Raw genomic sequence first — 26,233 nt, 5'->3', positions numbered from 1 at the left:
GGTTGTCGACGCGCTACGAGTGTCAGCCCCGCTGTCCATACTGGAAATGCGGTCCTCATCCCCGAGCCGGTGGCCGTGTCCGACCGACCTGTGGAGGTGCCGTCCATGCCAGCCGCACCAGTGATCATCAGCCTGCCGATCGCCAATCGTCCGACCTCGTACCGCTTCTACCGCGACAGCCTCGGCCTCGAAGCGGTGGGTGAGCTGGCCGACGACGGCATCCCGGAGCCGTTGCAGTTCGTGGTCAACGACGGGCTGCGCCTGATGCTCATCCCGACCGGCGGCTTCGGTTGGGTGATCGGCGGACACGAGGTCGCCCCGCGGGGGCAGAGCGAGTGCCTGCTCGGCCTCGGGGCCGCCACCCCGGCCGAGGTGGACGCGGTCGTCGAGCGGGCGCGCGCCGCAGGCGGCGAGGTCGTCACCGAACCGACCGCACAACCATGGGGGTACGCGGGCGTCTTCGCCGATCCGGACGGCCACCTGTGGATGGTGTCGGTCACCCCGGAGTGACGTCCGGCAGGATCAGAGTCCGTAGTCGGACGCGGTTTGCCGGGAACGCCGCGGCGAGCCTGCGCCGTTAGGGTGACCTGGTGACGGTACGGGGGTTGCGGCGGATCATCGTGTCGGTGGCGGATCGGGAGCGCGCGCTGGCGCTCTACCGGGATGCGTTGGGGCTGACCGAGAAGTACCGCGCCGGTGAGATGGTGGCCCTGGCCGTTCCGTGTTCCGAGGTCGAGCTTCTGCTGCACGAACGCCCACCCACGCCCGGCTTGGCCGGCGTTGCGGTGAGCTTCCTCGTCTCGGACGTCGACGCGGCGACCGCTGCGGCGGTGAAGGCGGGTGCCCAGGTCGTTGACGCGCCAGCTGATCAGCCCTGGGGCGAACGACAGTCGGTGCTCACCGATCCGGACGGCCATGTCCTCTGCCTGGTGACGCCAGCGGCCTGACCGCCCGCCGGCCGGGGTCGGTCAGGTGTAGATCTTCCTGGCGTACTCCGGGCCGTAGTGCCTCTCCAGGTCCTCCAGGCTCTCGGGCGGCGCCTCGACCTCCTTGATCAGGCGTGCGCGGGTCGGCAGCACGTCGGGCTGCCAGGTCTCCGGCTGCCACAGCGCGGACCGCAGGAACGCCTTCGCGCAGTGGTAGAAGATCTGCTCGATCTCCACCACCACGGCGAGCACCGGCCGGTGCCCCTTGACGACCATGTCGTCGAACCAGGGCGCGTCGCGTACCAGTCGGGCCCGCCCGTTGATGCGCAGCGTGTCGGTGCGCCCGGGGATCAGAAAGAGCAGCCCGACGTGCGGGTTGTCCAGGATGTTGCGGTAGCCGTCGGCCCGCTTGTTACCCGGCCGCTCCGGCAGCGCGATTGTCGTGTCGTCCAGCACCAGCGCGAACCCGGCCGGGTCGCCCTTGGGCGAGACGTCGCAGGTGCCGTCCGCGCCCGCCGTCGCCACCAGGCAGAACGGCGAAGCGGCGAGCCACTGCCGGTCCCGCTCGTGCAGGCGGGCGCGGTCCTTGCTGGCGGCGCGTACACCCGGCGTCCCGAGCAGCTCACGCAGTTCCTCGTGCGAGGTGATCTCCACCGTCACGCGATCCTCCCCCAGCCGTTGACCCGGGTGGCGGCGCCACCGTCGCCAGCCTAGGCCCGCGTGGCCAGCGCGAGGTTTGCCCCCGGTCGCCCGGGGTACGGCCTCACCCGACACGCCCGCCGCTCATACCGTCCGCAGGAAAGCCGACCAGTGGAGGCCGGGAGATGGAGAGCCGACTCAAGGTACTGGGTCATCCAGTCCATCCGATGCTGGTCATGTTCCCGGTCGCGCTGCTGGTCACGGCGGTGCTCTTCGACATCATCGACACGGTCGGCGGGCCCGACTTCCTCGGCGAGGTCGCGTACTGGAACATCACCGTCGGCCTGATCGGCGGCCTGCTGGCCGCGGCGGCCGGCTCGTTCGACCTGCTGGCGATCCCGACCGGCACCCGCGCGAAGCGGGTGGGTCTGCTGCACGCGGGCGCCAACCTCGCGGTGATCCTGCTCTTCGCCGCCGTGTGGGCGGTCCGGCTCAACGCCGATTCGCGGGCCGCCGGTGGCGCGCTGATCGCCATCGAGGTGGTCGCGGTGGCGATCCTCGGCATCAGCGCCTGGCTCGGTGGCGAGCTGGTCGACCGGCTCGGTGTGGGCGTCGACCGGGACGCCGGTCTGGATGCGCCCAGCTCACTGCGGCCCACCACCCAGCGGATCGGAGACGTGCGATGAGCGAGCAGCAGCAGCCCGGCGGGTTCGGCCGGGGGTGGCGTGGCCGGCAACAGGGCTGGGACCCGATGGGCGAGTTGCAGTCGCTGCGCGCCGAGCTGAGCAGACTGGTCGGCGGTCGGGCCGGGTCGTCCGACGTCGAACTGACCGAGACGTCGGACGGCTGGCAGGTCGTCGTCCGGCTGCCGGGCGTCGCGCCCGAGGAGGTGGCCGTCGAGCTGGACGACCGCGAGCTGTGCGTACGGGCCCGCTCCGAGGCGGAGGTCAACGCCGAGCAGGGCATTCCCGGTGGCTTCGAGACGCGCGGTTTCGAGTACCGCATCGACCTGCCGTCCCGGGTCGACCCGGACGGCATCGACGCGGTCATGGACCACGGGCTGCTGCGCGTCCGCCTGCCGCGGGCGGCCCGGCCCACCGCGCGCACCATCACCGTCGGCCGCACCGGGCCGCGCTCGGCCGGCCCCTCCGCTGGTACGCCGATGGCGGCCGATCCCGCCGCGGACCGGGAGCTGCACCACCCGGACACCGTCGGCGAGATCGACCGGTCGTAGCGCGCCACGTGGTCACCCCGTCCCTGCTCGGCCCGACGGCCGGGCGAGTCGAAGACGTGCGCCGGATCGCGGTGCTGCGTGCCAACGCCCTCGGCGACTTCATCTTCGTTCTGCCGGCGTTGGACGCGTTGCGTGCCGCGTACCCCTCGGCGGAGATCGTGCTGCTCGGGGCGCCGTGGCACGCGAAGCTCTGGCGCGACCGGCCGGGCCCGGTGGACCGGGTGCTGGTGGTGCCGCCGGGCCCCGGCATCCGGGAGCCGGAGGCCGGTGAGTCGGCATCCACGATGGACGAGTTCGTGGCGGCGGCCAGCGGCGAGGGTTTCGACCTGGCGGTGCAGGTCCACGGCGGGGGCGCCAACTCCAACCCGTTGGTCAGCCGCCTCGGCGCCCGCGTGACTGTCGGGTTGCGCGCCGACGACGCGCCGCCGCTGGACCGGTGGATCCGCTACGTGTACTACCAGCACGAGGTGATCCGCTATCTGGAGACGGTGGCCCTGGTGGGTGCTCCGGCGACCACCATCGTGCCGACGCTCGCGGTCACCGACGCGGATCGGGCGGAGGCCGAGCGGGTGCTCGGCCCGCCGGCCCGCCCTCGGGTGGCGCTGCATCCGGGCGCCACCGACACCCGGCGTCGCTGGCCGGCCGAGCGGTTCGCCGAGGTGGCCCGTGCGCTGCACGGCGACGGGTACGAGGTGCTGGTGACCGGTACGCCCTCCGAGCGGGAGGTGGTGGACCAGGTGGTCGCGGCGGCGGGGGTGCCGGTCCGGCCGCAGGTGGGCACGCTCAGCCTCGGCGGGCTGGCCGGCTGCTACGCCGATTGCGCGCTGGTCGTCTCCAACGACACCGGCCCGCTGCACCTGGCCGCCGCGGTGGGCACGGCGACGGTGGGCATCTTCTGGGTCGGCAACCTGATCAACACGGCGACGCCGCTGCGGGGCCGGCACCGGCCGATCAGCTCCTGGATGGTGCACTGCCCGGTCTGCGGCGTGGACTGCACGCCCGGCATCTATCCGCACCGGCCGGGCGACGGCGAGTGCCCGCACCGCGACTCGTTCGTCACCGACGTGCCGGTGGTTGAGGTGCTGGAATCGGCCCGCGAACTGCTCAACCCGTAGGCGGCGCTCAGGCTGGCTGAGGGGTGTCCTCGTCGGCGAGGACCACCTCCCACGCCTCCACGTCCCGCTCGGTGACAGTGGTGGGGGTCTCCAGGTGGTAGGCGCCGCTGGGCAGGATGCCCGCCCCGCCGTGGCGGGCCAGCACCGCGAGCTGGGCGGCCACGTCCTCGCCCTGGTGCCGCTCGTGCACCCGCCGCCAGAAGTCGAAGCCCCCGGAGTCGACGAGCTTGGCCCGGTCGTAGAGCACGCACCCGCCGATCCAGGACACCTTGTACGCCCGCCACGCGCCCGGCGGCAGTGCCAGCTCGGCGGTGACGTGCAGCAGGTTGGCCGCCGAGTGGATGCGGGCGCGGTCCCACTCGGGGGTGCCCGGCCGGATCCGCTCCGGGACGGGCCGACCGGCCCACTCCTCGTAGTGCCGGTGCGTGTCCGGTCGTACGTCCTCGGTGTAGGACAGGCCGTGCACACCGTTGCCGACGAACCCGCAGCCCAGCTCCTCGATCGCGGCGACCAGCCGGTGCAGCGCCCCGGGTTCCAGCCAGACGTCGTCGTCGAGGTTGAGCACGTACCGGGCCGATGACGCGGCGAGCAGATAGGCGCGGTGCTCGGCCAACCCGCGGCGCGGCAGCCGGCGGGTCAACAGCACCGGGTGGCCCGCGTGCCGCAGCGCCCGGACCATGGTGGCCGCGGCGGGATGGGCGTACGCCGGATCGTTGTCGGACTGGTCGCTGACCACCACGCCGAAGCCGGGGACCCCGCCCTGGGCGGCGAGCCCGGCCAGGGTGACGGCCAGTTCGGCGGGCCGGTTACGGGTCGGGATCAACACGTCGACCAGCCGGTCGGCACGGAACTCCGCCGGGGCGCCGAGGGCGAGGGGCCGGTTCACGACGCCTGGGTGCGCGGGCTCAGCGACGGGTCGGTGGCGTGCGACGACGGCTCTTGGCTGTGTGACCGGATCCGGTCGATGATCGCCGAGGTGGACCGGTCCGGCACGTACCCCAGCGTGCGCACCTGACCGCCGAGTCGGCGCACCAGCGGCGCCTCCGGCACCAGCTCCGGCGGATAGTCGCCGCCCTTGACGTACACGTCGGGCCGGACCGCCTCGATCAGCGCGGCGGGCGAGTCCTCCTCGAACACCACCACATGGTCCACGCAGGAGAGCGCGGCCAGCAGGGCGCCCCGGTCCTCGACCGGGTTGACCGGCCGGTCCGGCCCCTTGAGCCGGCGTACGCTGCCGTCCGAGTTGACCGCCACGATGAGCAGGTCGCCCAGGGCGCGGGCCTGTTCCAGGTAGCGCACGTGCCCGGGGTGCAGCACGTCGAAGCAGCCGTTGGTGAACACCACGGACCGGCCCGCCTCGCGGTGCTCGGCGACGATCGCGTCCAACTCGTCGGTGCCGACCACCGCCGGGTGCCCGGCGGTCTCCGGTGGCATGTCGAGGGCGGCGAGCAGGTCGTTGCGCAGGCACACGCAGGTGCCGGTGTCCGACACGGTGATCGTTGCGGCGAGCTGGGCGAGTTGCGCGGCGGTGGGCAGCGGCGCGTCGGCGGCCAGGGCCAGCGTCATCGCCGCCAGGTAGGCGTCTCCCGCACCCACCGCGTGGCTCGCGGGGACCGGGGTGCTGTGGCTGCGCCGCCGTTCCCCGTCCGCGCCGCCGACCACCGCGCCGTCGGTGTCCAGGGTCACCGCGACCACGTCCGCGCCGGTGTGCGCGCGCAGTTCGGCGAGGCGCGACTCGGCCAGTACGGCCCGGTCCACGCCCGCTCCAGCCTCGGTGTTCACTGTGACGCCGGTGCCTGTGACGCTGAGGCCGTCGCCGGTGAGGGCCACCCGACCCTCGCCCGGGGTGGGCTCGCCGACCGGGCCGGGCCGGTCGTCGGCGCGGGCCCCACCCGGGGCGGCGCCGACGCTCAGCTCGGACGGCCCGTCGGCCGGATCGTTGTCGGGGTGTTCCAGGTGCAGGTCGGTGCCGGCGGTCGAGCGGTTCGCGCCACCGGCACGGGCCAGCAACCGGGTCGCCTCGGCGAAGCTGGGGGTGACCACAGTCGGCGCGAGCCCCCGCCAGTCGGCGAGGTCGTGGGCGTCCAGCGCGACAGTGGCGTACCGCTCGCGCTGCTCGACCAGCCAGGCGCGGACCGGCGCGGGCAGCGCGCCCAGGCCGTAGTCGCAGACCACCAGGGTCGGCGCCTCTCCGCCGGCGGCGGCGCGCAGCTCCTCGGTGGCGCAGTCCAGCGCCGTGAGCAGCCGGTCCACCCCCTCCGGGTCGAGCGCGTCGTCCGCGTCGCCGGAGTCCTCCCGGAGCAGGATCTGGTTGCCGGCGAGCATCCGCCGCTTCACGGGGGTGGGCCGACCGGGCTGGTTGACCGTGCGGTCCCAGACGCCGGCCCGGTCCAGACAGTCGTGCAGTTCGTCGCCGGCCACGTCGGCGCCGACCGGCGCCACCAGCACGGCCCGACCGCCGAGGGTGGCGACGTTGACCGCGGTGTTCGCGGCCCCACCGGCGGCGGAGATCCGTCGGCGCAGGGTGAGGACCGGGGCGGGCGCCTCCCGGCAGAGCCGGTCGGAGTCGGCAAACCGCCACTCGTCCAGCATGGCGTCGCCGATGATCAGGACCGGGCGCCCGAGCCAGCTCTCCACGACGGTGGCGAGCCGGCGCTGTTCCGCTGCTGCTCCTGCCATGCCTCCCCGGGTCCCCAGCGGCCCTCGGGACAAACCTGCGCCGGGACCGGGCTACGCCGCAGGTCGGCGGCCTTTCGTCCCACAGTCGTCGGCGGGGTGCCCGTCGTTACCGCCGTGGGGTGTTTCGGGCGTTGGCGCTCGGGAAGGGAGTTGAGGTACCCCGGAAAGGAGATGTACCGAGATGGCAGCGACACTGCAGGGCAAGAGGATCGCCTTCCTGGCCGCCGACGGCGTCGAGGAGGTCGAGTACGTCCAGCCGCGCGAGGCGGTCGAGAACGCCGGCGCGACGGCCGAGCTGGTCTCGCTCAAGCCCGGTTCCATCCAGTCCTTCAACCACCTGGACCAGTCCAAGACGTACGACGTGGACGTCACCGCGGACAAGGCGGACGCCGCCGGGTACGACGCGCTGGTGCTGCCGGGCGGGGTGGCGAACCCGGACTTCCTGCGGTCCGACCCGGACGCGGTGCGGTTCGTGAAGGCGTTCTTCGACGCCGGCAAGCCGGTCGGGGTGATCTGTCACGGTCCGTGGACGCTGATCGAGGCGGACGTGGTGCGTGGCCGGCGGATCACCTCCTGGCCCAGCCTGCGCACCGACCTGACCAACGCCGGCGCGACCTGGGTCGACGAGGAGTGCGTGACGGACGGCAACCTGACGAGCAGCCGCAAGCCCGACGACCTCCCCGCCTTCTGCGCAAAGATCACCAAAACCTTCGCCGCCTCCTGACCCCGCCCTCCCGAGTTGATCAAGAGGTTTGCGTCATCCCACCCGGCGTGTCGTGACGCGAACCTCTTGATCAACCTTGGGAGGCTCGGGGTTTTTTGGGGTGTGGGGCATGTTCTCCGGTGGTCGGGAAAGAGGGCTTGATGACCACCGAAGCCTCTGCCGCGCCGGTACTGAATCGCCAGCAGATCCGGCTGCTCATGCTGGGCCTGATGACGGGCATGCTGCTGGCCGCCCTCGACCAGACCATCGTCGGCACGGCCCTGCCGACCATCGTCGGTGAGCTGGGTGGGATCAACCACTACTCGTGGGTGGTCACGGCGTACCTGCTCGCCTCGACCGCGTCGACCCCGCTGTACGGCAAGATGGCCGACCTGTACGGGCGTCGCCCGGTCTTCCTCTTCTCGATCGGTACGTTCCTGGTCGGGTCGCTGCTGGCCGGCCTGTCGCAGAACATGACCCAGCTGATCGTCACGCGGGGCATCCAGGGTCTCGGCGCCGGTGGTCTGCTGACGCTGGCGTTCACGATCATCTCGGATGTGGTCTCACCCCGGGAGAGAGGCCGCTACCAGGGTCTGTTCGGAGCGGTGTTCGGCATCGCGTCGGTGGCCGGTCCGCTGGTCGGTGGATACTTCGCCGAGACCGACTGGCGGTGGATCTTCTACATCAACGTGCCGCTGGCGATCCTGGCCATCGTGGTCTGCTACCACGTGATGCGGCTGATCCCGTTCGAGCGCCGGAACCACGCGATCGACTGGCTCGGCGCCGGCCTGCTGGTGGCCGGGGTGAGTTGCCTCCTGCTCGCGCTGAGCTGGGGCGGCAACGAGTACCCGTGGGGTTCCGGGCTGATCATCGGCCTCTTCGTCGCGGGTGCGGTCCTGGCGGTGCTCTTCGTGCTCCAGGAGGCGCGGGTCGCCGAGCCGATCCTGCCGCTGCGGCTGTTCCGCAGCGCCACGTTCGCGCTGGCCAACTCCGCAGGCTTCGTGCTCGGTCTGGTGATGTTCGGGTCGATCATCTTCATCCCGCTGTACCTCCAGATCGTCAAGGGCGCCTCGCCGACCCGCAGCGGTCTGCTGATGCTGCCGATGATGGCCGGCATCATCGTGACCTCGATCCTCACCGGACGGGCGATGAGCCGGATCGGCAGGTACAAGTGGTTCCCGGTGGCCGGGGCGGCCACCCTGGTGCTCGGCATGCTGCTGTTCACGCGGTTGCAGGTGGGCACGTCGCTCTGGATGGCGTTCGGCTTCATGGTGGTGATCGGCGTCGGCCTCGGTCTGTGCATGCAGTCGCTCGTCCTCGCGGTGCAGAACGCGGTCTCCATCCGCGACCTGGGCGCCGGTACCTCGTCGGCGACGTTCTTCCGGTCGTTGGGCGGCTCGTTCGGGGTGGCGATCCTCGGCACGGTGCTCTCGTCGCGGCTCAACTCGCAGCTCGCCGACCGGCTGCCCGGTGCGATCGCCCAGCTTCCACCGGAGCAGCGGGCCGCTGTCGCGGCGAGTGGCGGCACGAACATCTCGATCAACGACCCGGCGACCATCATGGCCCTGCCCGGCGCCGTCCGGGCCGCCATCCAGGCGTCGTTCGTGGAGTCGCTGCACCTGGTCTTCCTGACCACCGGTCTCGTCGCCATCGTGGCGGTGCTGGTCACCCTGGCGCTGCCCAACAACGAGCTACGCGGTGCCGGCCCGCAGGGCGCCAAGGGCGGTGCCGACCCGCTCGGCGGAGAGGCGCCGGCGCCGGGCGGGAAGCCGCTGACCAAGGAATCGAAGGATGAGGCCGCGGCGGACATGGAGGCCAAGTCCCAGACGATGATTTGACCACGCCCGGTCGCCCTGCCAGCCGACGAGCCGGCTGGCAGGGCGAATTCGAGCGGAATTGATCAAGCCGGGCGGCGGTACGCGCCGTACCACCATGTCGCCGCAAGTTCCCGCGCTGCCGCCGCGTCGGTCCCGGGGTCGGCCGTGGTCGTGCTGACGTGGTCGGCGAGGAAGCGGTCGCCGCCGATCACGATCAAGCGGCTGGCGGCCGTGACGTCCAGGTCGGCGGGGGTACGCCCGGCCTGCTGCTCGGCGCGGAGGGCATCCGCCGTGCGCCTCACGAACCGTTCCAGCCCCGCTGCCCAGTACTCCCGGACCACCTCGTCGTACGCGGCGACCTCGCTGACCGCCGCAAGCACCGGGGCGTACGTCCGGTAGATCCGGATCACGTCGGCGAAGACCTCGGTCAGCCGCGCGAGCGGGTCGCCGGGCCCGCCCGGGTCCCAGCCGCTGGTGCGGTCGAAGGAACTCTCCCGCATGGTGCCGGCGAGGCGCATGAGCAGCTCGCTCTTGTCCCGGAAGTGGGTGTAGAAGGTCGACCGGGCCACTCCGGCCTCGGCCGCGATCCGCTGCACGCCGAGGTCGGTGAAGCGGGCGCCCCCCTGGAGCAGTCGCTCCGTGGCCGCCAGCACCCGTGCCTCGACGGCCGCCCGCCCGTCCGGGTTGGGCGGGCGACGTCGGGTGATCGAGGGCATGGTCGAGATCCTAGGTGGCCGGGGGCGCGACCGACGACGTACGCTCGTTGCCGGACACAGTGTCCGACACAGTGACCGCCGGAGTGCCGACGTGGCCTCCGACCCCCCACCACGAGGAGCAACACAGGTGAAGTACCGACTGCTGGGCACCACCGGGGTGTACGTCTCGGAGATCTCGCTCGGCGCGATGACCTTCGGTGGCAGCGGACACCCGCTCTGGGGAACCCTCGGCGGACTGGCGCTGCCCGAGGCGCAGCGGATGGTCGACACGGCGCTCGACGCGGGCGTGAACTTCGTCGACACCGCCGACGGCTACAGCGACGGGGAGAGCGAGGAACTGCTCGGCCAGGCGCTCGGCAAGCGGCGTCGCGACGTCGTGCTGGCCACCAAGGTGCACTCGCGCACCGGCCCCGGCCCCAACGACGTCGGCACCTCCCGCCTGCACATCATGCAGAACCTGGAGGAAAGCCTGCGCCGGCTGGGCACCGATCACATCGACCTGTACCAGATCCACAACTTCGACCAGGTCACGCCGATGGAGGAGATGCTGCGCGCGCTCGACGACGCGGTCCGACAGGGCAAGGTCCGCTACATCGGCTGCGCCAACTTCGCCGCCTGGCAGATCTCCAAGGCGCTCGGCATCTCCGCGCGGGAGAAGCTCGCCGGCTTCGTCTCCGTCCAGGAGTACTACTCCCTGCTGGGTCGGGACGTGGAGCGCGACGTGGTGCCGATGGCGCTCGACGCGGGCGTCGGCCTGACCGTGTGGAGCCCTCTCGCCGGTGGATTCCTCTCCGGCAAGGTCGGCCGGGACGGCGCCGTCGCCGACAGCGGCGCCCGCAGCGCCCAGCCCGGCTACTCCAGCTTCACGCCGTTCGAACCCGAGCACGCCTTCGCAGTGGTCGACGTGCTCAAGGGCGTCGCCGAGCGGCACGAGGTCAGCCCAGCCCGGGTGGCCGTCGCCTGGCTGCTGTCCCGGCCGGCAGTGACCAGCGTGATCGTCGGAGCCCGCAAGCACGAGCAGTTGGTGGACAACATCGCCGCCTCGGACCTCACGCTGACCGAGCAGGACCTCACCGAGCTGGACGAGGCCACCAAGCTGCCCGTCGCGTACCCGAACTGGATCCAGGAGGGGTTCTTCGCCGAGATGCGCTACCCGCAGTAGGACCTACTTGAGGATCAGCCGGTTGGTCTGCTCGAAGACGTCCAGGTCGGCCAGGGTTTCCAACACCGAGCCGGAGAGTGGGGTCGGGAAGCGGTCGCGGGGGAAGAAGCCGGCGTCGGTGGTCTCGTCGGTGACCCGGGTCAGCTGCCCGTCCCACTCCTCGACCTTGAACGCGGTGGTGAAGACCTGGTACGTGTGCCCGTACATGTTGGTGCTGGTCCGGTCCGGGCCGGTGTAGAGGGCGAACGCGCAGACCCGCAGCGCCCGCAGCCCGGTCTCCTCGCGGACCTCGCGGACCGCGCAGTCGGCGATCGACTCGCCCAGTTCCATGGCGCCGGCGGGCATGGCCCACTGACCGTTGTCTGAGCGTTGGATGAGCAGGATGCGCCCCGCGTTGTCGCTGACCACGGCTCGGGCGCCGACGAACATCAGCGTCCGGTCCCCGGCGAGCGCGCGCAACTGCCCCACGTACGAGTCGGCCCAGGAGATGCTCACCTGCGACAATTTACGGGGGTTCCCAACGTGTGACCGCCGACACTAGCTTGTTACCCATGCGTAGCACGATGATGGACGCCCCCCTGCAGGTCTCCCGGATCCTCGACCACGGCGCAGGGGTGCACGGCACCGCCGAGGTGGTCACCTGGACGGGCGGCGAGCCCCGCCGGATGACGTACGCCGAGGTGGGTCGCACCGCCGCCCGGCTGGCCCACGCGCTGCGCGACGAGTGCGGGGTGACCGGCGACGAGCGGGTCGCCACCTTCATGTGGAACAACAACGAGCACCTGGTGGCCTACTTCGCGGTGCCGAGCATGGGCGCGGTGCTGCACACCCTCAACCTCCGGCTCTTTCCCGACCAGGTCGCCTACATCGCCAACCACGCGCAGGACCGGGTGGTGCTCGTCGACACCACGCTCATCCCGCTGCTGGCCAGGGTGATCGGCGAGCTGAGCACGGTGCGGCACGTGGTGGTGGTCGGCGGTGGCGACCCCGCCCCGCTGGTGGCGGCGGCGGGCGACCGGATCACCGTGCACCACTGGGACGCGCTGCTGGCCGACCGGCCCGACGTGTACGACTGGCCGGAGGTGGACGAGCGGGACGCCGCCGCGCTCTGCTACACGTCGGGCACCACCGGCAACCCGAAGGGCGTCGCCTACTCGCACCGGTCCATCTACCTGCACTCGTTGCAGGTCTGCATGCCGGAGGGCTTCGGTCTCGGGCCGACCGACCGGGAGCTGGCCATCGTGCCGATGTTCCACGCCATGTCGTGGGGTCTGCCGTACGCGGCGTTCCTCTCCGGCGCGTCACTGATCATGCCGGACCGGTTCCTCCAGGCCGCGCCGATCGCCGAGATGATCGCCGCCGAGCGGCCCACCCTGGCCGGCGCGGTGCCGACCATCTGGACCGACCTGCTGGCCTACCTGGACAGCCACGACGTGGACACGTCCTCGCTCACCGAGGTGATCGTCGGCGGCTCGGCGTGCCCGCCGGCGTTGATGCACGCGTTCGACGAGCGGCACGGGATCGACGTCATCCACGCCTGGGGGATGACCGAGATGTCGCCGCTGGGGTCGGTCTCCCGGCCGCCGGCGGGGGCGACCGGCGAGCAGGCCTGGCGCTACCGCTACACGCAGGGTCGCGTGCCGGCCGGGGTGCAGGCACGCATCGTCGGGCCGCTGGGCGAGCCGCTGCCCGCCGACGGCACGGCCGTGGGCGAGTTGGAGGTCCGTGGGCCGTGGGTGACCGCGCGGTACGTCGGTGACGACGCCCCGGACGAGGAGAAGTTCCGCGACGGCTGGTTGCGTACCGGCGACGTGGGCATGCTCTCCCCGGACGGGTACATCACGCTCACCGACCGGGCGAAGGACGTGATCAAGTCCGGCGGCGAGTGGATCTCGTCGGTGGAGCTGGAGAACGCGCTGATGGCGCACCCGGCCGTGCTGGAGGCGTGCGTGGTGGGCGTGCCGGACGAGCGCTGGGACGAGCGGCCGCTGGCGACCGTGGTGGTCCGCGAGGGCGCGTCGGTGACCGCCGAGGAGCTGCGGGACTTCCTGGCCGGTTCGATCGCCAGGTGGCAGCTGCCCGAGCGGTGGGCGTTCATCGACACGGTGCCGAAGACCAGCGTCGGCAAGTTCGACAAGAAGGTCGTCCGTTCGCGGTACGCCGACGGTGAGCTGACTGTCCGGGAGCTGACAGCACCGTAACGTTTTACCGGGCACTGTCGCCTGTTGGGCAGAGGAGTTCTCCTGACATTCCTCCCCAGGGGCGGCCCCGGCGTTCGCACCGCGCCGGGGCCGCCCGCTCCACGCGGGGTTATCCCGCACCGTCATTGTTGCGAAAATTGTTCGCGTCTGTCCTGATGACGGGGAAATCGGGTGTCGCGCGATCCGTTCAGGCGTCGCTGGTGGTGATCAGCACCTTGCCCACCGCCGAGTCCTCGACCGCCTGGTGGGCCGCCGCCGTGTCGGCCAGCGGATAGTGGTGCAGCGGCAGACCGGCGTCCGCACCGACCCGGATACCACCCTGGTTGGCCGCCGCCGCCACGTCGATCACACCCTGCGCCTTGGCCGCCTTCGGCTCCGTGTAGACCAGCACGAACTGCCAGCGGGCGTTCACCACGTACAGCGGGCGGATCGGGAGCGTCACCTCGGTGCCGCCGTTGTCGGCGTACACGCAGACCGCGCCGCCCTGCCGGATCATCTGCACATCAGCCGCCGCGTTCGCGGCCGGCGCGACCTCCACGATCGTGTGGACGCCGTGCGGAGCGATCCTGCCGACCTCCTCGACCACGTCCTGCTCCCGATAGTTGATCACATGGGAGGCACCGGCCGCCGCCGCGAGCTGCGCCTTCTCCGCGCTGCTCACCGTGGCGATCACCGTCGCGTCGGCCCAGCGGGCGAGCTGGATCGCCGCGTTGCCTACCGCGCCCGCCCCGCCCTGCACCAGCACCGTGTGATCGGCAAGCGCACCGGCGCGCAGCGCGTCGGGCATGAACTCGCCGGCCGTCAGACAGCGGTGCGCGGTGAGGAACGGGATGCCCAGGCTGGCTCCCAGCTCGAACGAGGCGTCGCCCAGGGGAACCGCCTGGCGCACCGGCACCAGCGTGTACTCCGCGGAGGTGCCCCACGGCCGCTGCCAGGCCGCCTCCCAGATCCAGACCCGCTGGCCGATCAGCTCACGGTCGACCCCCTCGCCGACCGCCTCCACCACGCCCGCGCCGTCCTGCCCGGGGATCTGCCACCCGTCCGGCGGGAAGGCCCGCCGCGACTTCCAGTCCGTCGGGTTCACCCCGGACATCGCCAGCCGGACCAGCACCTCGCCCGCACCCGGCTCCGGCACCGGCCGGTCGACCAGCTCCAGCACGGAAGGGTCGCCGGTGCGCTCGTACACGATGGCTTTCATTCGTTGTTCCTTCCCCAGTCTGCCCGCGTCAACCCAGCCCCTCCACCAGCTCCGGCGTCAACTCACCGATCGACCCCAGCGTCACGACCGCGAGCCCGGCCGCGTCCGGGTCGAGGGGGTACGACAGGTGCGGCACCGCCACCACCCGCATTCCCGCCGCCGCGGCCGACCGCACGCCGTTGGACGAATCCTCCACTGCCGCGCAACGGGTCGGGTCGACGCCGAGACGCCGCGCGACGGTTAGGTAGACGTCCGGCGCCGGCTTGCCCCGCTCGGTCTCCTCGGTGGAGAGGGTCGCGCCGAACGCGCCGGTCAGGCCGGTGACGTCCAGCGCCGCCGCGATCAGCCGGGTCGGTGACGAACTGGCCAACCCCAGCGGCCACCGCGCAGCCAGCCGGCGTACGACCTCGTCGGCGCCGTCGATGAGCGGCACGTGCTCGGTGTAACGCCGGGCCATCTCCCGCACCACCTCGTCGGCGACCTGCCCGGCGCTGCGGCGCACACCCAGCTCACCGCTGAGGTAGTGGGCCCACTCACCGGTGCTCATGCCCATCAGCCGGCGCTGGGTGTCCGGCTGCCATGTCCCGCCGTGCTCGGCCACGTACGCCCGCCGGACCTCCTCCCAGACCGGTTCGGAATCCACGATCACACCGTCCAGGTCGAAAACCACCGCATCCACCACGGGCCCATCCTGCCCGAGAGGCGGACCGCCGGTCAGGCGGGCAGCGCGGGCAGCCCGATCGGGCTGTTCGGCGGGATCACCGTGTGACACGACCGGGCCATCGGCTCCAGCAGCTCACGCAGGCGGTCGGTGTCGTCCGGGCCGAGAGCCAGCCACGGATGCGCGGCGGCCCGGTCGGTGGCGTCCTCGATCGCCTGGAAACCGGCGTGACCGACGTCCGTGGCCGTGCCGTCGCCGGTCAGCCAGCCGCGCTGTGCCAGCCGCTCGCGGGCGGCCCGCCACTGCTCCTCGGACCAGCCCCGGCCGAGCAGGTTCTCCGCCGGCATGTCCACGGCGACCCGCCAGGCAAGCGTCTCCACCGGGTCCAGGCCGGCGGCCACCAGGGCGGCGTTGTGCCCGTCGCCCCGCAGCTCCCGCAGCGTGGTGGCGGCCTGCCAGAGACGGGCGAGGGGGTATTCCCCGACCGGCAGCGCCGCGTTGGCCGCGCCGAGCACCCGACCGGCGGTCTGCGCCGCCGAGGCGGCCCGCTCCAGCAGATCGGCGGCCTCGGCCAGGTGCGCCTCGGGCAGCTCGTAGGTCAGCTCGGCGAGGGCCTGCACGGCGCCGGTCAGCCGGGCGCGCAGGGCCTCCTGCGGGGTGGCGAGCCGCCAGACCGCCGGCAGGGCCCGGCTCACCATGGGTGGTGCGAAGTTGAAGAACGCGGCGATGACCGGGGCGGCCTCGGCGGCGCCCAGCGGGGCGGTCCGGCCGGCGAAGTAGCCGCGCCAGTAGCCGCGCAGCCCGACCGCCTCGTGCGCGGCCCGGGCCCGCGGGTGGAAGTAGGTGACCGCGTGCACCGGCTCGAAGTGCGTCCACATCAGCCGGGCGGTCCGCCCGGGCTCGTCCAGCGCCGTCACGTGCACCTCCGCGTCCCCGGTCCGCCTGGTCACCCCGGACGGCGGGCCGCCCGGGGTGACGCCGAACCTACTGCCGGAGGGTGACGGGCAGGAAGCCCCATGTGAACAAGTCCATCGCGCCGGGGTGACAACCGGGGCGATCCGGACGGGTCACTGGGCGGCGAGCACGTCCACCACGAAGCGCAGCGGACCGGTCGGACGCCCGTTCGCGTTCGCCTCGTCGTTGCCGTACGCCAGCTCGCCCGGGATGTCGAGCTGCACCCGGCTGCCCACTGTCACACCCACCAGACCCTGGTCCCAGCCGGGGATGACCTGGCCCACGCCGATGGGGAAGGTGGCCGGCTGGCCGGCGTTCCAGGACGAGTCGAACTCCTTGCCGTCCTTGTAGAAGACGCCCACGTAGTTGGTGGTGATGGTCTGGCCCTTCTTCACCGCCGGGCCGCTGCCCTTGATCACCGGGGTGACGGTGAGCTTCTTCAGCTCACCCTTGCCCGCCGTCACCTTCGGCTTGGTGCCCAGCGCCGGGTCGGAGCCCGCGGGCAGCTGCGGAGCCGGGGGCGCGGTGGGGGCGTCCGCGGCCGGGGCGGAGGCGGACGGGGTCGCGCCTGCCTGGTTGGCGGGCTTGTCGTCGCTCCGGTTCTTGTCGATCCACACGAAACCGCCGATCAGCAGCGCCATCACGGCGACGCCGGCGAGGCCGCCCGCCCACGCCTGGCGGCGGCGCTTCGCCTCGGCGGCCTTCTGCGCGGCCAGCTGGGCGGCGAGCCGCCGCCCCGCCTTCGTCGCCGGGCTCTGGCCCTCCGACCGGTTCTCCTGCGTGCGCTCGCTCACGTCGTCGACTCCCTGCTGCGAAGGTGTGGCCGGCACCCGGTGCCGGGGGGAAAGCCGACGCACACGGTACCCGCCCGGCGGCCTGCCGTGCCCGCCCCGGATGCCTCGGATCGCCCAGCGACGCCCTAGCGGGACGTTATTTCGGGATCACCATGAAGTCGGTCACGAACGACGTCACGCCTCCGTCGGCCGCGCGCCCGATCCAGGTGCCGTAGCAGCCGTCCCCCCAACCCGTGGCCACGGTGACGACATTGGCGCCGGTGGCCTCGTCGAGGACTGCGGTGATCAGGCCCCGGACCGGCGACACGGGCAGCTCGTCGGGGATGAACACCTCCTCCACCTGGTCGTGCTCCCAGCCGTCGAGGACGGCGAGCGCCGTCGGGTCGGCGAGCGTGCCGGCGCCCGCGTCCACCCCGTACCCGAAGTAGTCGTCCGGGCCGAGCGCGGCGACGTCCTGGTCGCCCGCGACGGCCGGCTCCCAACGGGTCGCCGGCTCGTCGGAGACCACCAGTTGCAGCGCGGCCACCCGACGGTCCACCTCCGCGCCCTCGCGCAGCACCACGGCCACCCAGGCGCGGGCGGGATACCGCCCCGGCGCCACGGTCACCGTGTACGGCTCGGCCTCCGGGCAGACCAGCGGGTCGCATCCGACCACCCGGCCGGTGGGCAGCACGACGTCGTCCACGGGGTGGGCCTCGATCAGGTACGCGCCGTACTCGTCGGTGAAGCGGGCACCGGGCGTCAACAACCGGTCCAGATCAGGGGTGTACGGCATGGGGGGCTCCTCCGGTGGCCAACGGCCGGCGGAGCGTACCCGGTCCGGCGGACACCCTTCGTCGCCGCCGTACGGTCAGGCGCTCTTGCGGGGTGCGGTCTTGCGCGCGGCCGTCTTCTTCGCCGGCTCGGCCTTCTTCGCTGCCGTCTTCTTCGCCGGCTCGGCCTTCTTGGCGGCGGTCTTCTTCTCCGCCGTCTTCTTCTCCGCGGTCTTCTTCGCGGGCGCCTTGGCGGCCTTCTTCTCGGCCGCCTTCTGGGCCGAGCGGGCCGACGAGATGGGCGTCGGCTCGCCGCCGCCCCCACCGCGCGCGGGCTGTTCGCCGCGTGCCGCACGGGCCCGGTCCACCGATGCCTTCAGCGCGGCCATCAGGTCCACCGCCGCCGCCGGTGCCTCCTCGGCCTCCTCCGGCTGGACGACCTCCCGACCCTCCACCTTGGCGTCGATGACCTCCTGCAACGCGGCCCGGTAGTCGTCGGTGAAGACGTCCGGCTCGAACTCGCCGGTCATCGAGTCGATCAGGGAACTGGCCATGGCCAGCTCCGGTGGGCGCACCTTCAGGTCCTCGTCGAGGAAACCGAAGTCCGGCTTACGGATCTCGTCCGGCCAGAGCATCGTGTTGAGCAGCAGCACACCCTCGCGGACCCGCAGGGTGGCGAGCTGTTCACGTTGGCGCAGCGCCACCTTGACGATGGCCACCCGCTCCGAGTCGGTCAGGGCGTCGCGCAGCAGCACGTACGGTTTGGTGGCCGTGCCTTCCGGCTCCAGGAAGTACGCCTTGTTGTAGAGGATCGGGTCGACCTGCTCGGCGGGCACGAACTCCAGCACGTCGATCGCCCGCGAGCTGGTCAGCGGCAGGTCGGCGAAATCCTCGTCGGTGAGGATCACCATCTCGCCGCCGCCGATGTCGTAGCCCTTGGCGATGTCGTCGTAGGTGACCTCCTCGCCGCAGACCGAGCAGGTGCGCTTGTAGCGGATCCGGCCGCCGTCCTCGCGGTGCACCTGGTGGAACCGGATGTCCTTCTCCTCGGTCGCCGAGTAGAGCTTCACCCCGATCGAGACGAGCCCGAACGACACGGCTCCCTTCCAGATGGCACGCATCCTGCGCTCCCTTCCCCGGTATCGACCATGCTCGCATCCGAAGGAACTCGACGCGAGGTGTTCGGCCTGCTACTACAGTCGGGTCGTGCCCGGCGTGCCGCTCAAGCCGATGCTCGCGATGACCGGGCCGCTCCCGGCGGGTGACGGCTGGGCGTACGAGTTCAAGTGGGACGGGGTCCGCGCGCTCGCCGACATCTCCGGCGGCGTCCAGCACCTGTACGCCCGCTCCGGCGTGGAGATCACCGCCGCGTACCCCGAGCTGGCCACCCTCCCCGAGCAGGTCGACGACGTGCTGCTCGACGGCGAGGTGGTGCTGCTCGGCCAGGGCGGGCAGCCGTCGTTCACGGCCCTCGCCGAGCGGATGCACGTCCGGGACCGCAACAAGGCGGCCCGGCTGGCGGCGGTCATGCCGGTCACGTACATGATCTTCGACCTGTTGCGCCGCAACGGCGAGGACCTGACCGGCTGGCCGTACGAGCGTCGCCGGGAGGCACTTGACGCGCTCGGCCTCGGCGGCGCCCGATGGGCAGTGCCGCCGGTGTTCACCGACGGCCCGGCGACCTACGAGGCGGCCGGCGAACACGGCCTGGAGGGCGTGATGGCCAAGCGGGTCGGCGCCGTCTACCGCCCCGGTGTGCGCTCCCCGGACTGGGTGAAGGTCAAGCTGGAGGTGACCGGGGACTTCGTCGTGGGCGGCTGGCGGCCGGGTGCACGCCGCATCGGTGGGCTGCTGGTCGGGGTGCCCGGCCCGGACGGCCGGTTGATCTACCGGGGTCGGGTCGGCGGCGGGATCGGGGCGGCCATCGAACGGCAGCTCCTCGCCGAGCTGGAGCCGCTGCGCTCCGGCGTGTCACCGTTCGCGCCGGGCGTGCCGCGCGAGGATGCCCGGGGTGCCATCTGGGTAGAACCCCGGGTGGTGGTGGAGGTGAAGTACGGCCAACGCACCCCCGACGGCCGGCTGCGCTTCCCCCGGGTGCTGCGGTTGCGCCCGGACAAGCCGCCGGAGGAGGTCGACGATGCCGGCTGAGAAGCTGCGGGTGGACGTCGAGGGCCGCCCGCTGGAGCTGTCCAACCTGGACAAGGTCCTCTATCCGGCGGTCGGCTTCACCAAGGGCGAGGTGATCGACTACTACACCCGGATCTCTCCGGTGCTGCTGCCGCACCTGTCCGACCGCCCGGTCACCCGGATCCGCTTTCCCAACGGGGTCGACGACAAGTCCTTCTTCGAGAAGAACAAGCCGGCCGCGACCCCGGACTGGGTGCGGGTGGAGACGCTGCCCGCGCCCGGGTCGACGAAGGGTCGGGAGACCATCGACTACGTGGTCGCCGACGATCTGCCCACCCTGGTCTGGCTGGCCAACCTCGCCGCGTTGGAGCTGCACACACCGCAGTGGAAGGTCGGCGAGGACCCGGACATGATGGTCGTCGACCTGGACCCGGGGCCGCCCGCCGGGCTCGCCGAGTGCTGCCCGGTGGCGGTGCTGATGCGTGACCGGCTCGCCGACGACGGCATCGACTCGTACCCGAAGACGTCCGGCAAGAAGGGCATGCAGTTGTGCTGCCCGATCGCCGGCACCCAGTCCGCCGACGACGTCTCCGCCTACGCGCGCCGGATCGCCCAGGAGCTGGAGAAGGCGCACCCCAAGCTGATCGTGTCGAAGATGGCGAAGAACCTGCGCCCCGGCAAGGTCTTCATCGACTGGAGTCAGAACAACGCGGCGAAGACCACAGTGGCGCCGTACTCGCTGCGCGCCCAGCGCACGCCCTCGGCCTCGACGCCGTTGACCTGGGACGAGGTCGAGGCCGGCGCCCGCGGCCGGAAGCCCGCCGTCCGCCAGTTCACCGCCGCCGAGGTCCTGGAGCGGGTCGAGGAGTACGGCGACCTGCTGGCCGCCCTGCTCGACGGCGGCCCGGAACTGCCCGGCGGACGCTAGCCCGGCCCGGTCATTCGGGCCGCCCACGTAACGGTGGGTGCGTGACCGGCGCCGTCGCCACCTGTCGCTCAGTGTGACTGCCCCAGCCGCCCCCGTTCGAACCGCTCAGCCCCTTTGCTCTGCTTCAACAGAGGAAACACCGGGATCTACCTGCTGTTCTGTTTTCAGGAGAAGATGACGGGCGAGGCGCGGCCTGCACGGAGCGTGTGTGTTTCCTTGGTTGAAGCAGAGCAAAGGGTGCGGAGGTTGAGGCGACCCCGGACGTACAGGTTGCGGTGTGTGACTGGCCGACGGCCCGACCGTGGGGTTGGACGCCACATCGAACGTCCCGGATGAGACCGGTCTGGCCGACAGCCGCTAGAGTGCGTCGATGCTTCAGAGTGAAGTCGTCGCCGCGTTGAGTGAACTTCGCGCGCTACGGGTCGAGCAGGACGGGCCCGCCCTGCTCGTCACCGTGCCGGCGATCGACGTGAGCCTGCGGCTCTACCCCGAGACGGTGGTGTGGCTCAACCACCTGACGTTGCCGCAGGGTGAGCCGATCCTCCAGGTGGTGGTCCGCCAACACGGCCGGGACCTGCGGATGATCCTGCTGAACGATGACGTCGCCTGGGAGCCGGCCGACCTCGACTCCCTGCTCGACTCCCCGATCCCGGTGCTACTGACGGACATGCCGGAGCTGGTGGCGTACAGCGAACTGGAACGGAACTCCGTCGGCGCCCTGCGGGCCTACGACGAGTCGAGGGCGAACCTGGCGGCGCTCGCGGGCACGCTGCAACTGCACCGGTGCGTCCTCGTCGCCGCCATGCGGCTCGGCCTTCGACCCCTCAACGCGGTACGGCTGTGGCACGAGCTGTGGTGCCGCGTCAGCGAGTTCGCGCCGGCCCCGTACTGGCCCGACCCGGACTTCGATCGGCTCCTCGTCGAGGCGGGGGTGCCGTTGACGCCGTACGAAAAGGTCCGAGCCGGGGATCGACCGGTCGAGATCGAGGCGTTGACAGTGGCCGACCTGCGGGCGGCGGAACCGGCGCTGACGGTCGGCCGGGCGGACGAGGCCGCGCTCGCCGCCTGGCGACAGTGGATGAAGCTGACGCCGAGGCAGTTCCACGAGGTGTTGACAGCGGAGCTGCCCGAGGCGCGTGTCGAGGTCTCGTTGTATGCCGACGGCGGTGCCGCGGTCTCGCTGCGTATCGCGCCGTCCGACGTCCTGCGGGTCCTGCTCGAACTGCGACTCTCCTTCCCGCGCCGGATGGCGATGCTGGACGAGATCCGCATCACCGAGGAGGCCACCGACACCGGGCTCTTCCAGCGCATCATGTCCAACCTGGAAAGGCTCACCCGGTCGCTGGGCCTGAAAGCGATAAAGGTGTACGCCACCGGGGACGGCAGCGTCGCGTTCGCCCGCGCCGGCTTCGACTGGGACCGGGATCCGGGCGACTGATTCCGCTCAGCGGTGCTGCTGTCGGGGCGTCAGCGTCCGCCGGATCCGGGCGGTGGCCGCCGGACCGATGGCCTCCTGGGTCGCCGTGAGCAGCCGCGCGCACAGCGCCCGGGCGGCGGCCAGGTCGGCACGGGCCCGGCCCGCGTCCCGCAGCAGCGTCGCGCGCTCGTCGTCCGCGACGGCTCGGATGTCCGCCACCTCCCGTCGGCGCACGCTGCGTACCTCGTCCGCCATCACCAGCACGAAGTCTGTCCGGTTCCGGTCGAGTGCGGTGGCGGTCGAGGCGGCCGGGCTGGCGGCCACCACCCGGGTGACCGCCTCGGCGGGCAGGAAGAACAGCGTCGTGGTGGAGTACCGACTGACGGCCGCCTGCTGTTGCCAGCGGGTGAGCAGCCCCGACTTGCCGTCGAGGAAGGGCGCCATCGCGAACGCGAAGTCCACGTCGACGGTGGCGAGCAGCGCGCGGGAGTCGTCGATGCCGCGTCGGAGCTGGTTGATCAGCACGGACTGGCGGTGCAGCAGGGCGGCGAACTCCGCCTGGTCGTCGGCCCGCGGCTCCGCACCGGAGATCATGGTGTCGGCCAGGCTCAGGAGACGGTCGCCGTTGAGGCACAACTCCTGCAACGTGAGGACCACGTCCAGCAGGTGGGCGCCGACCTCGGCGTCCTGGGAAACCGCCCGCCGATCCAGCAGCCTGGTGACGTACGAGTTGAGTATCTGAACCACAGTCGACAGCAGTTCACCCACTGCGCCGCCCCCTCCACGTGGTGTGGGGGTGAGTGTAATCGCCCAGGTCGCGGCACCCGGCCCAGTGCCGAACGTGATCAGCGTGCCGCCTCCGCCGGATCGGCCGGTACGAGCGACTGGGCCAGTCTGGCGTAGCTGTCACCTCCGTGGCCCGCCGCGATGACCCGTTCGATGATCGAGTGCACGGCCTGTAGCGGCGCGGGGTCGACACCGCGCGCGGCAGCGGCATCGCGGACGTGGGCGACCGCCGAGCCCGCCGACGCGATGGTGGACACGTCGGCGGCGAAGGTTCCGGACGTGAGTTGATCGCCGAACCGGTCGGCCATGTCGGGCAACAGGCCGCCGATTCCGCGGGCGAAGCGGGCGAACGCGGTAGGGGATATGCCCTCGGTGGCTGCCAGGGCGAAGGCGTGCGCGAGCCCGCCGACGGACATGGTGAACAGGTCGAGCAACGCCATCTCGTACGCCGCTGCCGTGCCGGCGTCGGCGCCGAGGTAGGCGCTGGTGCCACCGAAGCTCTCCAGCCAGAGAAGGCTGTCGTCGAAGAGGGCCCGCGGACCGCTGTAGAGGATCGTCGCGGCAGGTGTCCCGATGGTCGGCGCGGGCGTCAGGATCGCGCCGTCGAGATAGTTGACGCCCCGCTGCGCCGCCCAACCCGCCATGTCCCGTGCCTCGGCGGCGTGCCCGCTGCTGAGGTTGACGAACGTTCCTCTCGGCGGGCGTTCGAGCCCCGACAGGACGGCGCGGACCGCCCGGTAGTTGATGACGCAGGCGATGACGACCGATGCCCGGTGTGCCGCATCGGCCACCGTCGGAGCGAGCACCGCCCCCTGGGCCACCAGCGCGGACGCCTTGGCGGGTGAGCGGTTCCAGAGCACGGTGGGGTGGCCGGCGGCGAGCGACGCGGCGGCCAGGGCCCGGCCCATCGGGCCGAGTCCCAGGACGGCGACGGCTGCGGATTGATTGTCATGGCTGCGGTGAGTCACAGCGACGACGCTAAACCTTCACGTTGACGTGAAGGTCAAGCCCTGATCTGCTGTCGGTGTGCGGATCAGCGAACTGGCGCGGGAGGCGGGCACCACCCCGCGCGCCCTGCGCTACTACGAGGAGCAGGGCCTGTTGCGACCCGCCCGTCTCGCCAGCGGCTACCGTCACTACGACCCGCAGGCGGTGGGCACGGTGCGGCACATCCAACTGTTGCTGTCCGCCGGCTTGAACACCGCGGCGATCGCCGAGATCCTTCCCTGCATCCCGGACGACGTGACCGTGCTGGCCCCCACCTGCCCGGAGCTCCTCGACGCTCTGGCCGTGGAGCGCGCCCGCATCACGGCGTCCATGGATCGGCTCGGCGCCGCTCGCGATGTCCTGGATCGCCTCATCCAGGCCGGCCCCGCCGCCGGCGAGAGCGTCACCTCGCGGCGACACCAACAGCGGCCGAGCTAGGGCCCAGACGCCACCAGGCGCCCACGACCAGTGCCACGGTGATGACGGTGACCGCGACGTCACCGGCGAGGGCCGCCGCCGGGCTCGCCGGGGAGTACGGCGGCACCAGGTACGCGAACGCGGCGGCGCTGACCACGCTCGCCGAGCCCGCGGCGAGCACGTGCCGCTGCCCCCAGCGCGCGCCCGCCGACAGGTACGCGAGCACGGCTCCGACGGTGGCGGCGAGCGCCAGCGCGATGACCACTCCCGCCCAGCCGGGTGCCAGGTCGGTGCCGAAGTGGACGAGGACGACAAGCAGACCGACCCAGAGCGGGTGCGGCACCCGGCGGACGCGGCGCGGGTGCGGGCGACGCCAGCGGGGCAGCAGGGCCGTCGCGACCAGGGTGAGGACCACCGCCGTGGCGGAGGCCAGTTGAAGCGGGCTGGCCAGGAAGTTCTTCCGGCCCTCGGGAGAGGCGAAGACCAGCAGGCTGCCGAGCAGGTAGACCACAGCGACCACCGCCAGCCCCTGTCGTCCGAGCCACGGCCGAAGTCGCCGCTTCGCACCGAGGAAGGACTCGACGAACACGATCGGCGCGCAGATGGTCAGCACGACGTGGTTGCCCACGTAGTCGAACGCCTGCCGGAGGCTGAACCCGAGCCCCGGCACCAGCGACGCCTCGGCGGCGGCCCGGGTGTCGGCGTACTGCGTGTCATTCAGGTAGCCGGGGTTGAACAGGGACTGGTCCACCAGGCCGGCCTGGAGCACACCGAAAGCGGCGGCGAGCAGCACGATCGCCGGCCAGCCCGCGCCGAGGTGTCGGGCGGTCTCCCGGATCAGGATCGCCGCCCCGCCGTACATCGGAGCCAGGCCGATCACCACCGGGAGGAAGCCGTCGATGGCGAAGCCACCCCACGAACACTCGGCCGCCCAGGGCGCGAGCAGCAGCAACGCGACGACCGGCACGAGCCGGCGGCGCAACGGGGGACGGTCGGCGGGGTCGGGCTCGGTAGGCATGGGCACTCCTCGATGGCGCTGCGGGGTCGCCCGTAGCGTCAGTGGGCCACCCGGCCAGCCGCTATGGCCATCGGCCGACGAGGGGTACGACCAAAGTCGTTGCGTAGGGTGGTGCCGACGTCGCCACCCGGGGAGCGCCCAGATGCAGCCACACGCCACGGCCGACCTGTCGGACCCGTACACCGCCACGGAGATTCCGCTGCTCAGCTACCGCGACGAGGCGACCGGCGAGCGTGTCGACCTGACCGCCCAGCAGGTCGGCGCCTGGGCGGCGCGCAGCGCCAGCCTCCTGCGGGACGGGTGCGGGCTCGGCCCCGGCAGCCGCGTAGCGGTGCTGCTGCCGCCGCACTGGCGTACCGCAGCGGTGTTGTTGGGGGCTTGGGCGTGCGGCCTGGCGGTGTCGTTCCGACCGCGCGCCACGGCGGGCCTGGCGGTGCTGGAGCCCGGCGGCGACCGGCCGTTCGACGCGGTCTTCGTGACCCCCGAACGCCAGGACGACTGGTTGGAGGACGTGCCGGACGCCCCGCACCGCTACCTCGTCGGTACCGGGCCGGGTCGCCTGGCCGACGTGCCGCTGGGCTGGTTGGACTGGTCCGCCGAGGTGCTCCGCCACTCGGACGTCACACCCGACCACACCGCCATCCGCCCGTCGGATCCGGCGAGCGCGGACGGCACGACCTACGGCCAGTGGGGAGCGCTCGCCCGGGAGGTCGCCGGGATGCTGGACCTGCGCGCCGGTGACCGGCTGCTGGTCGACGCCGCCGAGCACGAGCAGCCGTTGAAGTGGTTGCTCGCGCCGCTGTCGGCGGGCGCGTCCGTGGTCATCAGCGCCAACCTCGACCCGGTGCGACGGGATGCCATCGTCGCCGCCGAGCGGGTGACCCGGATCCTCTGAGCCAGGTGACCGTCCCGGGGCCGAGCAGCGCACGCGCCGACCGAGGTTTCCGCTTCCGGCGTGCCCCCCGGCCCGGGACATCGGCTGATCCCGGGCCGGGTCCGTTG

28 protein-coding genes are annotated in these 26,233 nt (G+C 72.0%); 14 read left to right on the top strand and 14 right to left on the bottom strand.

Going from position 1 to position 26,233, the window contains the following annotated elements:
• Window positions 1-105 precede the first annotated feature (105 nt).
• Both AB0B39_RS04855 and AB0B39_RS04850 read left to right on the top strand, forming a co-directional pair.
• A complete protein-coding gene (locus tag AB0B39_RS04855; RefSeq protein WP_357573522.1) occupies window positions 106-510 on the top strand; it encodes a VOC family protein in 405 nt (134 codons plus the stop codon).
• An 80-nt stretch (window positions 511-590) separates the two neighbouring features.
• Entirely contained in the window at window positions 591-947 is a 357-nt protein-coding gene (locus AB0B39_RS04850; protein WP_357573521.1) for a VOC family protein, read from the top strand.
• Window positions 948-968: 21 nt separating this feature from the next.
• Here the strand turns inward: AB0B39_RS04850 and AB0B39_RS04845 are convergent, their stop codons facing one another.
• On the bottom strand, window positions 969-1,586 hold the full coding sequence (locus AB0B39_RS04845) for a pyridoxamine 5'-phosphate oxidase family protein (RefSeq protein WP_357573520.1): 618 nt from the start codon (window positions 1,584-1,586) through the stop codon (window positions 969-971).
• Between the two features lie 164 nt (window positions 1,587-1,750).
• Here AB0B39_RS04845 and AB0B39_RS04840 point away from each other — a divergent pair, with 164 nt between their 5' ends.
• Genes AB0B39_RS04840 through AB0B39_RS04830 form a run of 3 tightly spaced genes read left to right on the top strand, consistent with a single transcriptional unit; the run spans window position 1,751 to window position 3,914 of the window.
• Window positions 1,751-2,251 carry a DUF2231 domain-containing protein gene (locus AB0B39_RS04840; protein WP_357491095.1) on the top strand — a complete coding sequence of 167 codons (501 nt, stop codon included), beginning with the start codon at window positions 1,751-1,753 and terminating at the stop codon, window positions 2,249-2,251.
• Window positions 2,248-2,799 (top strand): Hsp20/alpha crystallin family protein, encoded by a 552-nt coding sequence (locus tag AB0B39_RS04835; RefSeq protein WP_357573519.1) that lies wholly within the window; start codon window positions 2,248-2,250, stop codon window positions 2,797-2,799. Before AB0B39_RS04840 ends, AB0B39_RS04835 begins: the two co-directional genes overlap by 4 nt.
• Before the next feature lie 8 nt (window positions 2,800-2,807).
• Window positions 2,808-3,914 (top strand): glycosyltransferase family 9 protein, encoded by a 1,107-nt coding sequence (locus tag AB0B39_RS04830; protein WP_357491093.1) that lies wholly within the window; start codon window positions 2,808-2,810, stop codon window positions 3,912-3,914.
• Between the two features lie 7 nt (window positions 3,915-3,921).
• Here AB0B39_RS04830 and AB0B39_RS04825 read toward each other — a convergent pair whose 3' ends face one another.
• Both AB0B39_RS04825 and rfaE2 read right to left on the bottom strand, forming a co-directional pair.
• Window positions 3,922-4,800, bottom strand: a complete 879-nt coding sequence (locus tag AB0B39_RS04825) for a glycosyltransferase family A protein (protein WP_234584178.1) — start codon at window positions 4,798-4,800, stop codon at window positions 3,922-3,924.
• A complete protein-coding gene (gene rfaE2, locus AB0B39_RS04820) occupies window positions 4,797-6,593 on the bottom strand; it encodes a D-glycero-beta-D-manno-heptose 1-phosphate adenylyltransferase (protein ID WP_357491091.1) in 1,797 nt (598 codons plus the stop codon). Before rfaE2 ends, AB0B39_RS04825 begins: the two co-directional genes overlap by 4 nt.
• A 181-nt stretch (window positions 6,594-6,774) precedes the next feature.
• Here rfaE2 and AB0B39_RS04815 point away from each other — a divergent pair, with 181 nt between their 5' ends.
• Both AB0B39_RS04815 and AB0B39_RS04810 read left to right on the top strand, forming a co-directional pair.
• Window positions 6,775-7,317, top strand: a complete 543-nt coding sequence (locus AB0B39_RS04815; RefSeq protein ID WP_357491089.1) for a type 1 glutamine amidotransferase domain-containing protein — start codon at window positions 6,775-6,777, stop codon at window positions 7,315-7,317.
• A gap of 140 nt (window positions 7,318-7,457) precedes the next feature.
• A complete protein-coding gene (locus tag AB0B39_RS04810) occupies window positions 7,458-9,134 on the top strand; it encodes an MDR family MFS transporter (RefSeq protein ID WP_357491087.1) in 1,677 nt (558 codons plus the stop codon).
• A 62-nt stretch (window positions 9,135-9,196) separates the two neighbouring features.
• Here AB0B39_RS04810 and AB0B39_RS04805 read toward each other — a convergent pair whose 3' ends face one another.
• Window positions 9,197-9,829: a TetR/AcrR family transcriptional regulator gene (locus tag AB0B39_RS04805; protein WP_357573518.1), complete on the bottom strand. Its 633-nt coding sequence runs from the start codon at window positions 9,827-9,829 to the stop codon at window positions 9,197-9,199.
• Window positions 9,830-9,956: 127 nt separating this feature from the next.
• Between AB0B39_RS04805 and AB0B39_RS04800 the strand changes: the two genes are divergently transcribed.
• A complete protein-coding gene (locus AB0B39_RS04800) occupies window positions 9,957-10,991 on the top strand; it encodes an aldo/keto reductase (RefSeq protein ID WP_357491083.1) in 1,035 nt (344 codons plus the stop codon).
• A gap of 3 nt (window positions 10,992-10,994) precedes the next feature.
• On the opposite strand, the gene AB0B39_RS04795 is transcribed toward AB0B39_RS04800, so the two are convergent.
• Window positions 10,995-11,486, bottom strand: coding sequence for an NUDIX domain-containing protein (locus AB0B39_RS04795; protein WP_355134399.1), 492 nt, complete (start codon window positions 11,484-11,486; stop codon window positions 10,995-10,997).
• A 56-nt stretch (window positions 11,487-11,542) separates the two neighbouring features.
• Here AB0B39_RS04795 and AB0B39_RS04790 point away from each other — a divergent pair, with 56 nt between their 5' ends.
• Window positions 11,543-13,192 carry a fatty acid--CoA ligase gene (locus tag AB0B39_RS04790; RefSeq protein WP_357491081.1) on the top strand — a complete coding sequence of 550 codons (1,650 nt, stop codon included), beginning with the start codon at window positions 11,543-11,545 and terminating at the stop codon, window positions 13,190-13,192.
• Between the two features lie 187 nt (window positions 13,193-13,379).
• Here AB0B39_RS04790 and AB0B39_RS04785 read toward each other — a convergent pair whose 3' ends face one another.
• The 6 genes from AB0B39_RS04785 to AB0B39_RS04760 all read right to left on the bottom strand — a co-directional run bounded on the left by AB0B39_RS04785 (window position 13,380) and on the right by AB0B39_RS04760 (window position 18,672).
• Window positions 13,380-14,390, bottom strand: a complete 1,011-nt coding sequence (locus AB0B39_RS04785) for an NADPH:quinone reductase (protein ID WP_357491079.1) — start codon at window positions 14,388-14,390, stop codon at window positions 13,380-13,382.
• Window positions 14,391-14,418: 28 nt separating this feature from the next.
• A complete protein-coding gene (locus AB0B39_RS04780; RefSeq protein WP_357573517.1) occupies window positions 14,419-15,072 on the bottom strand; it encodes an HAD family phosphatase in 654 nt (217 codons plus the stop codon).
• A 32-nt stretch (window positions 15,073-15,104) separates the two neighbouring features.
• A complete protein-coding gene (locus tag AB0B39_RS04775; protein WP_357573776.1) occupies window positions 15,105-15,929 on the bottom strand; it encodes a hypothetical protein in 825 nt (274 codons plus the stop codon).
• Between the two features lie 189 nt (window positions 15,930-16,118).
• Window positions 16,119-16,835, bottom strand: a complete 717-nt coding sequence (locus tag AB0B39_RS04770; RefSeq protein ID WP_234584188.1) for an FKBP-type peptidyl-prolyl cis-trans isomerase — start codon at window positions 16,833-16,835, stop codon at window positions 16,119-16,121.
• Between the two features lie 100 nt (window positions 16,836-16,935).
• Window positions 16,936-17,574 (bottom strand): DUF4241 domain-containing protein, encoded by a 639-nt coding sequence (locus AB0B39_RS04765; protein WP_357573516.1) that lies wholly within the window; start codon window positions 17,572-17,574, stop codon window positions 16,936-16,938.
• Between the two features lie 75 nt (window positions 17,575-17,649).
• Window positions 17,650-18,672, bottom strand: coding sequence for a Ku protein (locus tag AB0B39_RS04760; protein WP_357573515.1), 1,023 nt, complete (start codon window positions 18,670-18,672; stop codon window positions 17,650-17,652).
• A gap of 85 nt (window positions 18,673-18,757) precedes the next feature.
• Between AB0B39_RS04760 and ligD (AB0B39_RS04755) the strand changes: the two genes are divergently transcribed.
• From ligD (AB0B39_RS04755) to AB0B39_RS04745, 3 genes are all read left to right on the top strand, one after another.
• Window positions 18,758-19,699 carry a non-homologous end-joining DNA ligase gene (gene ligD / locus AB0B39_RS04755; RefSeq protein ID WP_357491069.1) on the top strand — a complete coding sequence of 314 codons (942 nt, stop codon included), beginning with the start codon at window positions 18,758-18,760 and terminating at the stop codon, window positions 19,697-19,699.
• Window positions 19,689-20,606: a non-homologous end-joining DNA ligase gene (ligD, locus tag AB0B39_RS04750; RefSeq protein WP_234584192.1), complete on the top strand. Its 918-nt coding sequence runs from the start codon at window positions 19,689-19,691 to the stop codon at window positions 20,604-20,606. Before ligD (AB0B39_RS04755) ends, ligD (AB0B39_RS04750) begins: the two co-directional genes overlap by 11 nt.
• Window positions 20,607-20,976: 370 nt before the next feature.
• Window positions 20,977-22,044, top strand: a complete 1,068-nt coding sequence (locus tag AB0B39_RS04745) for a hypothetical protein (RefSeq protein WP_357491067.1) — start codon at window positions 20,977-20,979, stop codon at window positions 22,042-22,044.
• A 6-nt stretch (window positions 22,045-22,050) separates the two neighbouring features.
• On the opposite strand, the gene AB0B39_RS04740 is transcribed toward AB0B39_RS04745, so the two are convergent.
• Window positions 22,051-22,791, bottom strand: coding sequence for a hypothetical protein (locus tag AB0B39_RS04740; protein WP_357573514.1), 741 nt, complete (start codon window positions 22,789-22,791; stop codon window positions 22,051-22,053).
• A gap of 77 nt (window positions 22,792-22,868) precedes the next feature.
• Complete coding sequence (locus AB0B39_RS04735) at window positions 22,869-23,777, bottom strand: NAD(P)-binding domain-containing protein (protein WP_357573513.1); 909 nt, start codon at window positions 23,775-23,777, stop codon at window positions 22,869-22,871.
• A 58-nt stretch (window positions 23,778-23,835) separates the two neighbouring features.
• On the opposite strand from AB0B39_RS04735, the gene AB0B39_RS04730 reads away from it, so the two are divergent.
• On the top strand, window positions 23,836-24,234 hold the full coding sequence (locus AB0B39_RS04730; protein ID WP_357491063.1) for a MerR family transcriptional regulator: 399 nt from the start codon (window positions 23,836-23,838) through the stop codon (window positions 24,232-24,234).
• On the opposite strand, the gene AB0B39_RS04725 is transcribed toward AB0B39_RS04730, so the two are convergent.
• Window positions 24,200-25,231 (bottom strand): hypothetical protein, encoded by a 1,032-nt coding sequence (locus AB0B39_RS04725; protein ID WP_357491061.1) that lies wholly within the window; start codon window positions 25,229-25,231, stop codon window positions 24,200-24,202. The two genes, AB0B39_RS04730 and AB0B39_RS04725, sit on opposite strands and share 35 nt — an antisense overlap.
• A gap of 142 nt (window positions 25,232-25,373) precedes the next feature.
• Between AB0B39_RS04725 and AB0B39_RS04720 the strand changes: the two genes are divergently transcribed.
• Window positions 25,374-26,126, top strand: coding sequence for a TIGR03089 family protein (locus tag AB0B39_RS04720; protein ID WP_357491059.1), 753 nt, complete (start codon window positions 25,374-25,376; stop codon window positions 26,124-26,126).
• Window positions 26,127-26,233: the final 107 nt, after the last annotated feature.

Source organism: Micromonospora sp. NPDC049114 (assembly GCF_040648635.1).
GTDB lineage: Bacteria > Actinomycetota > Actinomycetes > Mycobacteriales > Micromonosporaceae > Micromonospora.
The sequence above is the reverse complement of the archived record's forward strand: the minus strand, read 5'-3'. Positions and strand labels throughout refer to the sequence as shown.

Coding starts and splice junctions, on each gene's coding strand:
- AB0B39_RS04855 (WP_357573522.1), top strand. CDS start 106: ATGCCAGCCGCACCAGTGATCATCAGCCTGCCGATCGCCAATCGTCCG.
- AB0B39_RS04840 (WP_357491095.1), top strand. CDS start 1,751: ATGGAGAGCCGACTCAAGGTACTGGGTCATCCAGTCCATCCGATGCTG.
- AB0B39_RS04835 (WP_357573519.1), top strand. CDS start 2,248: ATGAGCGAGCAGCAGCAGCCCGGCGGGTTCGGCCGGGGGTGGCGTGGC.
- rfaE2 (WP_357491091.1), bottom strand. CDS start 6,593: ATGGCAGGAGCAGCAGCGGAACAGCGCCGGCTCGCCACCGTCGTGGAG.
- AB0B39_RS04815 (WP_357491089.1), top strand. CDS start 6,775: ATGGCAGCGACACTGCAGGGCAAGAGGATCGCCTTCCTGGCCGCCGAC.
- AB0B39_RS04810 (WP_357491087.1), top strand. CDS start 7,458: ATGACCACCGAAGCCTCTGCCGCGCCGGTACTGAATCGCCAGCAGATC.
- AB0B39_RS04805 (WP_357573518.1), bottom strand. CDS start 9,829: ATGCCCTCGATCACCCGACGTCGCCCGCCCAACCCGGACGGGCGGGCG.
- AB0B39_RS04790 (WP_357491081.1), top strand. CDS start 11,543: ATGCGTAGCACGATGATGGACGCCCCCCTGCAGGTCTCCCGGATCCTC.
- AB0B39_RS04785 (WP_357491079.1), bottom strand. CDS start 14,390: ATGAAAGCCATCGTGTACGAGCGCACCGGCGACCCTTCCGTGCTGGAG.
- AB0B39_RS04775 (WP_357573776.1), bottom strand. CDS start 15,929: ATGTGGACGCACTTCGAGCCGGTGCACGCGGTCACCTACTTCCACCCG.
- AB0B39_RS04765 (WP_357573516.1), bottom strand. CDS start 17,574: ATGCCGTACACCCCTGATCTGGACCGGTTGTTGACGCCCGGTGCCCGC.
- AB0B39_RS04760 (WP_357573515.1), bottom strand. CDS start 18,672: ATGCGTGCCATCTGGAAGGGAGCCGTGTCGTTCGGGCTCGTCTCGATC.
- ligD (WP_234584192.1), top strand. CDS start 19,689: ATGCCGGCTGAGAAGCTGCGGGTGGACGTCGAGGGCCGCCCGCTGGAG.
- AB0B39_RS04745 (WP_357491067.1), top strand. CDS start 20,977: ATGCTTCAGAGTGAAGTCGTCGCCGCGTTGAGTGAACTTCGCGCGCTA.
- AB0B39_RS04725 (WP_357491061.1), bottom strand. CDS start 25,231: ATGCCTACCGAGCCCGACCCCGCCGACCGTCCCCCGTTGCGCCGCCGG.
- AB0B39_RS04720 (WP_357491059.1), top strand. CDS start 25,374: ATGCAGCCACACGCCACGGCCGACCTGTCGGACCCGTACACCGCCACG.